Here is a 14,439-nt window from a genome sequence, read left to right on the forward strand (position 1 = left end):
TTATTTCTTAAGCAACATTTTAATCTGAATTTGTCTGTTTACCCTGTTTTAATGCTTCGCTAAACATTTCTGATGTTACGGGCTTTCCAAGCAAATAGCCTTGTAGAAAATCGCAGCGTAGTTCGTGAAGATAGGCTTTTTGTTCTTCCGTCTCGATCCCTTCTGCTGTAACACTTAGACCTAGCTGGTGGGCCATAGCTATAGTTGCAGAAACCAATATCTGAGAGTCTGGGTTGGTTGCGAGCTCTCGAATAAATGAGCGATCGATTTTTAGGTTATCGAACGGGAATCGTTGTAGGTAGTTTAGAGAGGAATAGCCGGTCCCGAAGTCATCCATAGAGATCTGAATCCCCATATCTGAGATCCTCTGAAGGGTATTATCCAGTTTGGAGGATGCCTCAATAATTAGTCCCTCTGTTACTTCCAGTTTCAGGTGTTCAGGTTTAAGACCGCTGTATTCAAGCGCTTGGTTTATATCTTTAATAAAGTCATTGCTCTTAAACTGCCTCGGCGACACGTTAACAGAGATAGTGAAATCAGCATGTCCTTGCTCGATCCAACGTTGAGCTTGTTTGCAGGCCTGTTTTAGTACCCAGCGACCTATAGGGATAATTAGGCCTGTCTGTTCGGTTAGTGGGACAAATTCGACCGGCGATACATCGCCGAGTTTAGATGAATGCCACCGTAATAATGCTTCTGCACCTACAATCTTAGGTGTGTCGTTTAAGCCGCATATTAATGGCTGAAAAGCCAAACTCAGTTCGTCATTGGCAATCGCTTCACGTAGGCAGTTATCGAGTTCTAATTGTCGAATCGCGACATCATTCATCTCTTGGGTGTAATAGTGGAAGCGGTTACGCCCATCTTTTTTAGCTTTATACATGCCGATATCTGCAGCACGCAATAGCGCTCTAAAATCGACTGCATCATCTGGGAAAATGGCGATGCCAATACTAGCAGTCACAATCAGTTGCTTACTTTGAATGAAGAAGGGTTGTACGAATTTCTCTAAAATTAGCTCTGCTGTGAGTTCCGCTTGTTCCGGTTTATCTAGATCTTCGAGAATAACGATGAACTCATCTCCCCCGTGGCGCGCTAACGTGTGGTTATCAGCTAAGCAGCTTTGCAGCCGTTTAACCGCTTGTTGTAGTAGTTGGTCTCCAATATCGTGACCTAAGCTGTCGTTCACCTTTTTAAAGTCGTCTAAATCGATAAACATTAAAGCCAGTTTGCGACCTTCTCGACGCATTTTCTTCATCGCTTGTTCAGCACGATCACGTGCCAACACTCGGTTCGGTATATTGGTGAGTAAGTCATACTGCGCTTGATAGAGAATATGCTCTTCTTGCTCTTTCTGGCGGCTAATGTCGCGTATCGCAACGATGTTAAACAGGCCATCATCAAACTGCATACTGGCTGATGATATTTCAGCAGGAAAGGTAGAGCCGTCACCACGTTGTAGCGAGATTTCAAATGAAGACTGATTCTTTTGCTCTAGCTCTAGAATCTCTTTGGATATCTCTTTGTTAAATAAAGCGTTTAAAGAAGAGGAAATTAGTGTTTCTTTGTCTGTTGCAAAAATGCGGCATAGGGCTTGATTTACATCGATGATCTTGTGGTTACTGTAGATTAGTAAACCTTCGGCGACCAAATCAGATAGCTGCCGAAAACGATCCTCACTTGCTGATAGCTTTTTCTGGGTGGCAACTCTTTGTCTTATATCACGGAAGGAAGAAACTCTCGCTTTCTCACCATGCCAAAGTACTGTCCGACCCGTTATGACTACCGGTATCTCCTCTTGTTGGCTTGTAATAATGGCAGCTTGATAGGGTTGCTCGGACTTAGTTCGCGTATGTTCAAGAGCAAGAGGTAAGCTATCAGCTGTGAAAAGGGTTTTTGGATCAAGTTTAATAAAGTCTTGATAGCTATAGCCAAACAGTTCTTCTGCTCTCTTATTGAGGTCGACAATGCCTTGTGAATTGTGGATAAAGATAGCTTCGGAAGTGACCTCTTCAAAACGTTGTAAACGTTGTTCACTTTGTTCAAGCTCCTGCTGATAGCGTTGAGTTGAGCCTAAGCTTTGTCTTAGTTGTCTATAAAGGAGCTTGATGGCGACTAAGGTTAAAAAGAACATCGCCCCAATCAAGGATAACGCGATTTGATGCTGAGTTATCTGTTCTGCGGTTTGAAATTGTTCAGGTTCTAACAGAAATGAGATGTGCCAACCTGGCAGCTCTTCTAATGGTGCGTTTTCATAGATAAACAGTTGTTCATCCTTTTCTATCACTGAGCTATCTAACTTGCGGCTGAAACCTAAGTGTTCAGGTATTGAATCGCCAAATTGTCGTGATGCTGCGACCTGCTTTTCTTGTATTGGAGAGAGAGGGAATAAGGTCTTGTATAGCCAGTTTTCATTGTTGGAAGCAAAGACAACACCGTTCGGATCAATCAAAGAAGCGTTACCTGGGAGTCGATGGAAGCGCTCTTCAATTTGATCCGGTAGAAATTTGATTATAGCTACACCAATAGGGGATTCAGCATCTGAATAAATAGGGTGGCTGAAATAGAGACCGCGTTTTTTTGTTGTGACGCCCAAAGCTAAGTGAACGATTGGTATACCTTGAATCGCTTGTTGAAAATACGGGCGAAAAGCATAGTTTTTTCCTACAAGGGTCGTCTCCGGTGGGCGGTTGTCTGCTTGGGTAACGCCGTTCTTATCCATGATGTAACAGATAGATGCCTGCAATGTATGGCAGTAACGTTTTAGTTTCTTCTTGATTCGAGAGTGATTTGTATCGGGGTTAAGTATGTATTGGGTGATTTGTTGCTCGCCTGCCATTAGCGCAACTGCGTGTGTTCTATTACGGATGAAAGCATCCGCTTGACTGGCTAACAACTTAGTGATGTTCTGACTGTGATTACGCGCTTCGGTTTCGCTTTTACTTGCCAGATTTAAATAGATCCCAATGCCGCCTATCGCGATCAAAAATAGTGGTAAAACAACGAGCGCAAGTAAGCCGCGGATGGGCTTATTGATGTGAACGTTTTCAGAGTGATCTGTTGCCAAAGTAAACCTTCTTAATACAACAAAGCCGAACAAAACGAATGTTCGACAAATTAGGTTTATGCAGTCGTTGCAGTGCTAGCTAATGTTCGCTCCTGTACATTAGGGCGTATAAATAGTTCTAGGAAAAACCTTTCATTTTATCCTAGAACTATTTACCTGATAGGCAAATAGTTAGATGCTTTTTTATCGACTTATTAACTAGTTAAGCTGATTTGGCTGGATAATGTATCCCAAACAATTTCAGGCGTAAGCGGTGCAAAAATAGCAGGTTCAACATCGTTTTGATTGGCAGGGCATACACTGGCTTGTAGGCAGGTTTGGTCTTTACCATAGCCACCAACTAATCCAGGATCAGTTGGGCCAAATAGAATGACGTTAGGCGTATCTAATGCTGCAGCTAAGTGGGATAAACCCGTGTCCACAGAAACACAAGCATTCGCACCCGTCAGGATGGAAGCGATTTCAGCTAAAGGGAGGCGTGGTAATACTTCAGCATTTTCGTGTGCTTTAGCAAGCCTTTGTGCACGTTGCTGCTCAGGCTCTGAGCCCCAAGGCAGTTTTATCTTCCAGCCCGCATCTCCTGCTAGTTTGATCAGCGCTTGCCAGTAGGTTTCAGGCCAATGCTTATCAAAGCGTGTCGTGCTGTGTTGAAAGACTAGATAAGGCGCTTCACGATGCGTTTGCTTTAAGAAATGCTGACGAATATTAAAATCACCGCGCTCATCTGAGAGATTGTACCCAAGCGCTTGGGCAAACAATTGGCGAACGCGCTCTACGGCATGTTGCTGTTTCGGAACTGAAATAGAGGTGTCGTAAAAACGTGCTGCTAGTGGCTCTTTAGCAGAATCTTTATCTAAGCCGAATGAAGGCCCGTTTGCTAAGCGTGTGACCAGTACAGCACTCTTGAGTAAGCCTTGGGCATCAATAACAGCGTCGTACTTTTCTGTTTGCAGTCGCTGCTTGTAATCGGACCACTCACCGCTTTTTAGTGTGCTCCAGATATTCTTGCGCCAGCGACGAATGGCAACCGGGATAACCTGATTAACCGAAGGGTGCCATGAAGGTACTTCGGTAAAATTTTCTTCAACAACCCAATCAAACTGTACACCTGGGATTGCACGAGCCGCGTCTGTGAGTGCAGGCAAGGTATGGATGATATCGCCCATGGATGAAGTTTTAACAACAAGAACCTTCTTCATCGGTTTAATCCGTTGATGGTTGCCTTATAAGCAAGCTCAGGTGTGATATCGATCATACTTTGATGATAGCCTTGGTCAGCATCACCTTTTCTGATTTTTTGGTAGCCTTCGATCAGCCTAATGATCTCCGCTTTATCGGATAGCGGTGGTGTAAATCCAGGGCTGGTAGGGCCGTATAGTGCAACCAGCGGCACATTGACGGCTGCCGCAATATGCATCAATCCAGAATCATTACTCACCGCCGCTTGGCAATGCGCGATCAGGTCGATAGCTTGAGGAAGCGTGGTAACACCGGCTAAGTTGCTGCAGCGCTGTTGTTCTTCAATCGTAAGCTGGTCTTGAATTTGTTGGCATACCGGCTTGTCTTTTTCGGAGCCAAATAGCCAGATCTGGTAGCCATCAGCAATTAATAGCTTCGCTAGTGCTGCATAGTGATAATCGGGCCAGCGTTTAGCTGGACCAAACTCGGCACCTGGGCAAAACGCGATCGCTTTATCAGGGTTTAGTTTGAACTGAGCTAAAGCAGCTTCATACTCGGCGCTATCCACTGTCAGTTGCGGATAAGGGATCTGTTCCATCGGCATGGCTGGTGTCCCTGGTGCTTCTGCTAGGCCAAGGTAGCGCTGAACCATCAATGGATAGGCTTCTTTATCCAGTGGTCTAAGGTCGGTCAGCAAGCCATAACGCATCTCACCACGCCAGCCAGTTCTTTTTGGAATTTTGGCAAACCATGGGATTAACGCAGATTTTAGTGAGTTGGGCAGCACGAGAGCTTGCTCATAACCGTATTTAGCGAGTTCCTGACCAATCTGTTTGCGTAGACCCCATTGCAGGCTGCCATGTCCTACCGGCATCTCAATCGCTTTATTGACCTCGGGCATACGCGCTAAAACAGGTCGACACCAGTTCGGCGCTAACACGTCGATCTCAATATCAGGGTTCTTCTGTTTTAGGTGCTGGTACAGAGATTGGCTCATTAACATGTCGCCTACCCAAGATGGGCCGATGATAAGCGTTTTCATTGGCTGTTATCCATTTGCTGTGTGAACGACATAGGAGAGTGAACCTTCTGCTCTGTTGCTTTTAGATTACGATCAAAAATAGCGCGTTATCGTGCTTAGACAGCCCGATAAAAACGGTATTTGATAAGGTGAGAATCATACAAGAATTGGAGAAAAACGCCCAATTTCAATTCTTATAGGGTTTATTGGCACTTTAATTCCGCAAGATGCGCTGTAGAAGGGCTCAGGGAATTCCAATTTTCTGTTATCAGGATTAGAATATCAGCCCTTAATTTGTACATATTATCTCTGTTTGCCCCTCTATCGAGTGTATCGAAGGGCAAAACAGTAACGCATCAAAATAATTAGAAGGAAGGTCTCATGGCAACTGCATTCGGCTCCGTTTTTATGCCTGAAATGTCAATCTCTTGGTTTGACGGTTCCAGCTGGAGTGCGGTCGAAATGGTCCCTAGTGACAGCATCAACTTGCACCCAGGTGCGCATGTGCTGCATTACTCTTCGACGTGTTTTGAAGGTCTTAAAGCATTCCGTCATGAAGATGGTTCGATCAAAGTTTTCCGTATTGATCGTAACGTATCTCGTATGGCACAAAGTGCGCGCCTTTTGGCACTGCCAGAATTGGATGAGGAATTTGTAACTCAGATGATTCTGGATACAGTGAAGCGCTTTGCTGATGAAGTTCCTGCACCTCCGGGTTCTATGTATATTCGTCCAACGTTGTTTGGTACTGAGCCTGCGATCGGTAAAGCAGCTGCGCCATCTGAAACAGCTTGCTTCTACGTACTGCTTTCACCTGTAGGTGATTACTTTGCGGGTGGTGATCGCGCGTTGCGCTTGTTGGTAGAAGATAACGGCCTACGTTGTGCGCCTCACAATGGCATGATTAAGAGTGGTGGTAACTACGCGAGTGCATTACTGCCAACGATGAAAGCTAAAGCTGAACACAATGTTGATCAAGTTCTATTCTGTCCAAACGGTGATATTCAGGAAACTGGCGCAGCTAACTTCTTGCTAATCGATGGTGACGAAGTCATCACACGTGATCTGGATGAAAGCTTCCTACACGGTGTAACACGTGATTCTGTTCTAACCATTGCGCGTGATTTAGGTCTTAAAGTATCAGAGCGCAGTATCTCGGTAGAAGAGATGCTTGAGCGTATTGCTAAGCCAGGTTGCGAAGCTGCTCTTTCTGGTACAGCTGCGGTATTGGCGCCAGTGGGTACTATGGTTTATAACGATAAAGAGTACAGCGTTGGTAACGGTGGTATTGGCGAGACAACTCTACGTTTACGTAAGGCGCTAAACGATATCCAATGGGGCAAGGCAGAAGATAAACACGGTTGGTTAACCGACGTTTAAAAGCCTCCCTAGACAGTTTTATAAAAAAGGGCAGTACCTTCGCAGGTGCTGCCCTTTTTCGTTATCAGGAGAAAACTTAACTTTCCCCTGACATGATCCCTTGCCAGATGCTTGCGACTGCATTTCGCATCTCGGTCATCTCAGCTCCAGAGATAGTATTGGAGCGATCCTGCAAGGTTTGACGATGGCCTGCTGCGCGATAAGCCTTGTAAGCTTCTCGTAGAGTTTCAGCTGTATCTTGGCTGATTAACTCGATCTGTTCGGCAGCATCTAAAATACGGATGTTGTCGGTGAACTCATAAAGCGATGGACATTTACCAGCATTGCATAAAACCAAGTATTGAACGATAAATTCAATATCTACAATGCCACCGCGGTCATGTTTAAGGTGGAATACAGGGTTCTCTTCATCGTTGCCTTTGCTACCCAGATGGTCGCGCATCTTCTCGCGCATCTCTGTTACTTCTTCTAGTAACTTTTCATCCTCTCTAGGCAGTTTCAGAATCTCGGCTCGAACCTCTTCAAACTTCTCTTTCAGAGCGGCATCACCGGCAACCACGCGTGCGCGAACAAGGGCTTGATGCTCCCAAGTCCACGCTTCTTTATGTTGATAGTCGGAGAAGGCTTTGAGAGAACTGACCAATAAGCCAGAGTTACCAGATGGACGCAGACGCATGTCTACTTCGTACAACTGACCTGAGGTGGTGAATGTATTTAGGATGTGGATGATCTTCTGGCCTAGACGAGTAAAGAAGACCGAGTTAGCGATCTGTTTCTCCCCATCAGTAAACAGGTTCGCATCAGAATCGTGAATAAAGACTAGGTCTAGATCCGAGCCGTAGGAAAGCTCGATCCCGCCCATTTTACCGTAACCTAAAACGATAAAGTCTGGGTTGCAGGGTACGCCTGCGGATTTCTGTGGCGCACCGTGCTTTTCGGTCATCAACTTCCAAGCGATATCGACCACTGCTTCTAAGATAACTTCCGCTGTCCAAGTTAAGTAATCACTTACTTTCATAAGCGGCAATGCACCCGTGATCTCAGACGCCGCTACTTTCAACGAGTGGGCGTTCTTGAAGTAACGCAGAGTATCCATTAATTGCTCCGTATCCTCTTCTGGAATACGTAGCAGTTGTTGGCGCAGTTCGCTGTTTAGCTGAGCTTTATCCGGTGGCGAATATAGGCTGCTAGGGTCAATCAATTCATCCAATAGAATTGGCTGCTTCGCTAGTTTTTCTGAGAACCAGCTAGATGCTGAACAGAGTTTCACCATCTGTTGAAGCGCGGTTGGGTTTTCGGCCAATAATACTAGATAAGCGGAACGCCTTAAGATCGCTTGGATCAGCGTTAGGACTCGGCCTAAAGTTTCTGTCGCATTTTCGGTCGCGGCGATTTCACGTAGCAAAATAGGCAGTACGGCTAATAAACGCTCTTGAGCAATCAATTGCAGCATCTGCACTGTGCGTGATTCACGCAAGGTTTTGATCTTGTGCCAGGCCTCTTTGGGATCGTCGAAACCTTGTTCTTCAAGCAGGTCGATCGCCTGTTGATCTTCAAGTTCATCTTTCCATAAAGAAAGCCAAGTATCATCGCAAGCTGAATCTTCTTCTGGTTCAGCTTCTTCGCACGGTGCAATCAGATCGGCAAAGTGGATCCGTACTTTCTCGCGGTGACTTTCTAGTTCGGCTGCGAAACTATCCCAATCGTTAAAGCCCATGCTGAATGCTAAGCGGCATTGTTCTACTTCGTCGATTGGCAGTTCTTGAGTTTGTTTGTCAGCTACCGCTTGGATGGCGTGTTCTGCGTTACGGAGAAATTCATAAGCCGCCATCAGCTCCTGAGAGGCTTGTTCCGGCATACCGACGACGTCTGGCAGAATCGGTAAAATATTACACAGCTCGCGTTGTTGCAGACGTGTATCACGGCCGCCACGTAGCAGTTGGAACACTTGAGCGATAAACTCAACTTCGCGGATACCGCCAGAGCCAAGTTTTACGTTGTTATTAAGTCCTTTGCGACGAACTTCGCGGCTGATCATCTCTTTCATCTCACGAAGAGAGTCAAAAGCACTGAAGTCGATATATTTACGGTACACGAATGGGCGGAGAATTTGCATTAGCTCATCTCCCGCTTCTTTATCACCGGCCATTACGCGGGCTTTGATCATGGCGTAGCGTTCCCACTCACGACCATGCTCTTGGTAATAGCCTTCCATAGCATCGAAACTGATCGCCAAGGGGCCAGCTGAGCCGAAAGGACGTAGGCGCATATCGACACGGAATACAAAGCCGTCGATGGTGCTGTTATCCAGCGCCTGAATCAGTTTTTTGCCTAGACGGATAAAGAAGTCCTGATTGTCGAGACATTTTTTGCTGCCTTCGGTTTCACCGTTTTCTGGGTAAACGTAGATTAGGTCGATATCGGAGGATAAATTCAGCTCGTTTGCACCTAGCTTACCCATACCCAGTACAACCATGCGTTGCGGCTTACGGCTGTGTCGGCCGGTTGGTGTGCCCCAACGTTCGCAAGCTTGGTCATAAAGCCAGTTCATGGTTTGTTCGACACAGGCATCAGCCAACCAAGACAGCTCGCGTGTGGTTGTACGCATATCGCTGGCACGGGTGAGGTCACGCCAGATTAATCGAACTTGTTCGCGCTGACGGAAACAACGGATCGCTTTGTGAAGCTGTTCTTCCGTTTCTAAAGAGCTAAAGGTTTCTTTCAGTGTGTTGTGATACTGCTCTTCTGAATAGGTGTTGTATAGATCACCGCTCTCAAGGAGCGAACTCAACATCTCTGGGCGACGCTCGAGTTGCTCTGCCACGAAGTTACTGCCGGTCAGAACACGGCTTAAGTCCTGACTAAAACTCTCGGGGGTATTGCTCAGTGTAGTCAGAGTTTCTTCAAGGGGTTCCCAGTTTTTGGTGAGTACCGGTTGAAGTGTTTCTGGCAGTATATCCATGTGCGGTTTGAGCATAAGGCTTATGTCTCCTGAAATGTGAAACTTAGGGCCGAATATGATGCGTACTAAATGAAGACCCCAAAATCATTCTAACAGTCTAAAACAACTGAATGAGTGATGCTTATCATGCTTTTGTTAAACAGCTTTGGGCAAGTTGCTGGTGGCTTCCCTGCCAGCGCTCGCGCCAAGACTTTTCTATCAGCTGTTCTGATATCAGTAGTGCTAAAACGCCCGGTTCTGCTGTTTGTAATAACACATTTAAGCGTGCTTCCGAGCGTTGCTGCTGTTGCTTGATCAGGTCGCTATTTTTTTGACCAGAGATAACCGCAGTACGTCGCCACGCATCGATATCTCGTAACTGACGGATCAGTTTGCTGAGAAGGAAGTCGATCTTGCCATCAGGTTCTGCAGGGACAATATCGCTGTAGGTTTCATAGAGAGCGCCAATATTACGCAGAGACTCGAGCGCTAAAGGGATGTATTTCCAATCTTGAGTAAATTGCCAAGCTTCTAAATAGCGTGGCCACAGACCGAGCTCTTTTTGCAACAAAGTGCTGAAGCTTTGTTCTAGCGTAGTAGATTCATCGAATTCGGGTAGTTTGCGATGAACGCCATAGGCCTCTGGATCGAGAAGACGATAGCCTCTTTCAGCTTTACTGATATCGCTGATATAGAGAGGGACATGTTTCGCTAGATCTAATGCGAATTTGACCATCTCGGTCGCCTCGCCCTCCAGCAGTTCCAGTTCCAGCTCGCATAATGGATCTTCTCGGCCTTGAGCACTCACAGTGCCTTGGTCTAAAGCGATCTCGGCTTTAAGCACATTGCCTTTGCTATCAAGGGTATCGAGTATCCACGTTGTGCGGTTAAAGTCGGTGCTAAATATTGGAGCGACTTGGGCATGGATATCTGGGTCTTGAAGGGCTTTAGGCCATTCTGCACTTTCAAGCAGTTCGTAATCTAATTCTGGTTGTTTGATCAGCCATTCCCACTCTTTGCGAGAGTGCATGCCTGCTTCAGAAGAACCGCTGCTTTTTAGTGTTTGAATCAGCTGTTCGCCTTTACGTCGAATGCGTAGGGCTACACGATGTTGCGTCAGTTGCTGATCGGGGGTGTCGTAATAGATGTTACCTAACTGGTGACTACCCAATTCTCGAACTTGAGAGGAGCGGAACAGTGGTTGTAGTTTTAATGATTCCACATGATGCGGGCTTAAAGTTAGCTTTAGCTCTACTTCTAATGCCATCTCTGTTTTTTCTCTTTATAGGCTGCCATCTAAGTTTGCAGTCTAACGTACTAAGATAGGGCTTTAAATCACTCTTGCCGTGTAATGTTCAGATGGATGAATATTTGGCTTTTGTGCCGATTAAGCCTACAGTAGCCGTAATAGACCTAATCATTGAAAACTGCTTGTAGACTGACTGTGAACGACGACACTAAACAATACGTCAATTGGTTCCGCCACTCCTCTCCTTATATCAATGCGCATCGGGGTAACACCTTTGTGCTGATGTTGAGTGGGGAAGCCGTTGCTGATCCTAATTTTGCCAACATCGTGCATGATATCGCCTTGCTGAATAGCTTAGGTGTGCGCTTGATTTTGGTCTATGGGTCGCGACCACAGGTCGAAGAACAGCTGGCACAAAAGCAGTTAACGACACGTTTGCATCATCACCTTCGCGTGACCGATCAAGAAACCCTTACTTGTGTGATTCAAGCTTCCGCTATTGTGCGGGCAGAAATTGAAGCGAGATTGTCTTTGGGTTTGCCTAATACGCCGATGGCAGGTGCGCGCATTAAGGTTGTTTCTGGCAACTTTGTGACAGCCAAGCCCGTTGGTGTGCTGGACGGCGTCGATATGGCTCATACCGGTGAAGTGCGTCGTCTAGATCATGATGCTATTACCCAGCAGTTGGATGATGGCAATATCGTTCTGCTTTCTCATTTAGGTTACTCGCCAACAGGTGAAGTTTTTAACTTATCTGTGGAGGATGTGGCGACAGCTGCCGCTAGTGCTTTAGATGCTGATAAGTTGATTTTGTTTGGTGCTGATCAAGGCGTTTTGGATAGCTCGGGCAAATTGCGTAGCGAATTGTTGACCCGCAAGGCTGAACGCTTGGTAGGGCAGTATCTATCGTCATTGGAAGATACAGACCAACCGCATACGGAAATGTCGCGTAATTTAGAAGCCGCAGTTGCTGCTTGCCGCAAGGGTGTGCGTCGTTGTCATCTTATCAGTTATAAAGAAGACGGTGCTCTGCTTGGCGAGTTATTTACCCGTGATGGTTCGGGTACTATGGTGCTACAGGATTCCTACGAGCAGCTTCGTTCTGCAACGATTGAAGATGTAGGTGCGGTGTTAGAGTTGATTCAACCTTTAGAGCAGGATGGCACGTTGGTAAGACGCTCGCGTGAAGTCTTAGAAAATGAGATCGAACGTTTCACGCTTATCGAACGCGATGGTGTAGTGATTGGTTGTGCTGCACTCTATCCGTTCCCAGACGATCAGATGGCAGAATTGGCTTGTGTGGTCGTTTCGCCAGAATATAAAGGGGCTGAGCGCGGCGATAAACTACTTAAAGCCATTGAACAGCAAGCGCAGCAGAGCAAACTTAAGCAGGTTTTTGTTCTGACAACTAAGACTGCCCACTGGTTTGTTGAGCGCGGGTTTATCGAAACCCCTGTGGATAAACTACCGGGTGAGAAGAAAGCGCTGTTTAATCTCCAGCGCAACTCCAAAGTGTTTATGCGTAATCTTTAACTCGGGAAGTGAATCACAAAGCAGGCTCCACCGAGTGGAGAGTCTTTAACTTCGATCTGCCCTTGGTAGCTACTGATAATATCGGTGGCTACCGATAAGCCAATCCCTTGTCCTTGAATTGACGTATCTAAGCGAGCGCCACGTTGCAAAATCACTTGGCGCATCTCTGGTGTTACTCCGGGGCCGTCATCACAGATGGTTATTTTTAACTCTCGATCAGATTGTGATGCAGAGATAGCAACCTGACTATGACCGTACTTAAACGCGTTTTCCATGATCATACCCAACACTTCCATGAGATCGCGTTCATCCCCAAAGAAGGTCAGGTTTTCTGATAAAGATGTTTCAGTAACAACATTTTTATTGCGATAGACTTTGCCAAGAGCCGAGAGCATTCGTTCTATGATGGGCTCAACAGGGACCGCTTTACCGAGAGGCTTGTTCTTGCTCTTCACTGCACGGCTCAACTGATACTGAACAATCTGATCCATGCGTTCTACTTGCTCAGATACCAGAGATTGATAGGTGTGCAGTTCGTGTTCTTCTAGCTCCGCGCCACGCATAACTGCGAGAGGTGTTTTTAGACTATGGGCAAGATCTCCCAAAGTATTGCGATAGCGTTCTCGCTGTTTGCGCTCACTCACAATCAAGCCGTTAAGGTTAGTGGTTACCGGTTCAACTTCATCAGGGTAAAGACCTTTTAGTTTCTCAGCTTTGCCGGCTTCAATCGCCTTGAGATCCTTGGCGAGTCGCCTTAACGGTGTTAAGCCCCAACTGAGGATGAAGGTTTGCGCCAATAACGCGACGAGGAAAATGATGCCAAGCCAAGCCGTTAACTGTTGGTTATAAGCTTGGATATCGCGAATCACGAGATCATCTGATTCCATTACGGTAAACAGAAATGACTTTTCTTTGCCTGCCGTTTCCCAAATGATTCGAAGTTGGAATCGGTAGAGTTGCGCTTCCTCCAAATGCTCAAACCTAGGCTCTCCGGTGGTTAAGCCGCTGAGGTTAATTACTTGAGACAGCTGTGGGTCATCAAGAAGTACTGAGGAAAGAGAGCGCCAGAGGATATTGCCCTCTTGATCATGTATAGCGGCATATAGACCAGAATTAATTTGTTCGTAGCGAGGTTCTTGCAATCGTTCAGGGAAGAGAATGTGATCCTCTTTGAGTTCCACTGCACCGAGAAGCAGATAGACCTGTAGCTGCAAGCGGTCTTTCACCGAGTTTTCTAAACTGCTGTGGTAAGCCTTGCTCAAGGCTAATCCTGCAATAAGAAGAACGATTGGAAGAATGACTGCTGATGCAATCAACAGTCGCCCCTGCAATGACTGCAGGGGAGATCGAATATTCACGAACTATCCTTAGTCGTTTGGCTGATCAGTTGTGAGGGCGAAACGGTAGCCGAGCCCGCGTACGGTAGTGATCGGCTGTAACTCTTGATCAGGGTCCAGTTTCTGACGTAAACGACGGATAAATACTTCCAGTACATTACTGTCGCGGTCGAAGTCCTGGTGATACAAGTGTTCAGTTAACTCGCTCTTTGAAATGGTCTTGCCTGTATTTAATACCAAGTATTCGAAGGTGCGATACTCATAGCTTGTTAGCTTAACCGGTTCGCCGTTGCGGTAAACAACGCGGCCAGTGGTATCGATTTTGAGCGGGCCAAACTCAAGCACAGGTTTCGCGTGACCTGCTGCTCTGCGTAATAAAGCGTTTAGGCGTGCATGTAGCTCTTCCATATGGAAAGGTTTGACTAGGTAATCATCTGCACCTGCTTCTAAACCTTCTACTTTGTCTTGCCAGTCGCCGCGGGCGGTTAGAATGATAATCGGAAACTCTTTACCTTCTGCGCGCCATTTCTTGATGACATCAATCCCAGAAAGCTTTGGTAGACCAAGATCGACTATTGCGAGGTCGTATGGATATTCTTGGCCCATGTATAGTGCCTCTTCACCATCAGCAGTTTCTTCAACTGTATAGTTGTTACCCTCTAAGGCAGTCGTCAATTGGCGGCGTAGATCTGGATCGTCTTCAACAACAAGTAACTTCATTGTATTTAACTC

9 protein-coding genes are annotated in these 14,439 nt (G+C 46.3%); 2 read left to right on the forward strand and 7 right to left on the reverse strand.

Going from position 1 to position 14,439, the window contains the following annotated elements:
- Positions 1 to 19 precede the first annotated feature (19 nt).
- The 3 genes from ACMXYT_RS01105 to waaF form a co-directional block, all read right to left on the reverse strand.
- Positions 20 to 3,067 (reverse strand): EAL domain-containing protein, encoded by a 3,048-nt coding sequence (locus ACMXYT_RS01105; protein ID WP_415899834.1) that lies wholly within the window; start codon positions 3,065 to 3,067, stop codon positions 20 to 22.
- Between the two features lie 194 nt (positions 3,068 to 3,261).
- Complete coding sequence (gene rfaC, locus ACMXYT_RS01110; protein ID WP_415899835.1) at positions 3,262 to 4,266, reverse strand: lipopolysaccharide heptosyltransferase RfaC; 1,005 nt, start codon at positions 4,264 to 4,266, stop codon at positions 3,262 to 3,264.
- Positions 4,263 to 5,288, reverse strand: coding sequence for a lipopolysaccharide heptosyltransferase II (waaF, locus tag ACMXYT_RS01115; RefSeq protein ID WP_415911755.1), 1,026 nt, complete (start codon positions 5,286 to 5,288; stop codon positions 4,263 to 4,265). The genes rfaC and waaF overlap by 4 nt, the downstream gene beginning before the upstream one ends.
- Positions 5,289 to 5,648: 360 nt before the next feature.
- Between waaF and ACMXYT_RS01120 the strand changes: the two genes are divergently transcribed.
- The gene (locus tag ACMXYT_RS01120; RefSeq protein ID WP_415883173.1) at positions 5,649 to 6,647 is read left to right on the forward strand and encodes a branched-chain amino acid aminotransferase; all 999 of its coding nucleotides are present in this window, start codon (positions 5,649 to 5,651) and stop codon (positions 6,645 to 6,647) included.
- Between the two features lie 76 nt (positions 6,648 to 6,723).
- On the opposite strand, the gene glnE is transcribed toward ACMXYT_RS01120, so the two are convergent.
- Both glnE and ACMXYT_RS01130 read right to left on the reverse strand, forming a co-directional pair.
- The gene (glnE, locus tag ACMXYT_RS01125) at positions 6,724 to 9,624 is read right to left on the reverse strand and encodes a bifunctional [glutamate--ammonia ligase]-adenylyl-L-tyrosine phosphorylase/[glutamate--ammonia-ligase] adenylyltransferase (protein ID WP_415911756.1); all 2,901 of its coding nucleotides are present in this window, start codon (positions 9,622 to 9,624) and stop codon (positions 6,724 to 6,726) included.
- A 109-nt stretch (positions 9,625 to 9,733) separates the two neighbouring features.
- The gene (locus ACMXYT_RS01130) at positions 9,734 to 10,855 is read right to left on the reverse strand and encodes an inorganic triphosphatase (RefSeq protein WP_415899839.1); all 1,122 of its coding nucleotides are present in this window, start codon (positions 10,853 to 10,855) and stop codon (positions 9,734 to 9,736) included.
- A 177-nt stretch (positions 10,856 to 11,032) separates the two neighbouring features.
- Here ACMXYT_RS01130 and argA point away from each other — a divergent pair, with 177 nt between their 5' ends.
- Entirely contained in the window at positions 11,033 to 12,370 is a 1,338-nt protein-coding gene (argA, locus tag ACMXYT_RS01135; protein ID WP_415899840.1) for an amino-acid N-acetyltransferase, read from the forward strand.
- On the opposite strand, the gene ACMXYT_RS01140 is transcribed toward argA, so the two are convergent.
- Together ACMXYT_RS01140 and ACMXYT_RS01145 are read right to left on the reverse strand one after the other, a co-directional pair.
- Positions 12,367 to 13,728: an ATP-binding protein gene (locus ACMXYT_RS01140; RefSeq protein ID WP_415899841.1), complete on the reverse strand. Its 1,362-nt coding sequence runs from the start codon at positions 13,726 to 13,728 to the stop codon at positions 12,367 to 12,369. The genes argA and ACMXYT_RS01140 overlap by 4 nt on opposite strands.
- Before the next feature lie 9 nt (positions 13,729 to 13,737).
- The gene (locus ACMXYT_RS01145; protein WP_415899842.1) at positions 13,738 to 14,427 is read right to left on the reverse strand and encodes a response regulator transcription factor; all 690 of its coding nucleotides are present in this window, start codon (positions 14,425 to 14,427) and stop codon (positions 13,738 to 13,740) included.
- Between the last annotated feature and the right edge of the window lie 12 nt (positions 14,428 to 14,439).

The sequence above is a fragment of the Neptuniibacter sp. QD37_11 genome, from assembly GCF_047778105.1.
In the GTDB taxonomy this organism is placed as follows: Bacteria; Pseudomonadota; Gammaproteobacteria; order Pseudomonadales; family Balneatricaceae; genus Neptuniibacter.

Coding starts and splice junctions, on each gene's coding strand:
- rfaC (WP_415899835.1), bottom strand. CDS start 4,266: ATGAAGAAGGTTCTTGTTGTTAAAACTTCATCCATGGGCGATATCATC.
- waaF (WP_415911755.1), bottom strand. CDS start 5,288: ATGAAAACGCTTATCATCGGCCCATCTTGGGTAGGCGACATGTTAATG.
- ACMXYT_RS01120 (WP_415883173.1), top strand. CDS start 5,649: ATGGCAACTGCATTCGGCTCCGTTTTTATGCCTGAAATGTCAATCTCT.
- glnE (WP_415911756.1), bottom strand. CDS start 9,624: ATGCTCAAACCGCACATGGATATACTGCCAGAAACACTTCAACCGGTA.
- ACMXYT_RS01130 (WP_415899839.1), bottom strand. CDS start 10,855: ATGGCATTAGAAGTAGAGCTAAAGCTAACTTTAAGCCCGCATCATGTG.
- ACMXYT_RS01145 (WP_415899842.1), bottom strand. CDS start 14,427: ATGAAGTTACTTGTTGTTGAAGACGATCCAGATCTACGCCGCCAATTG.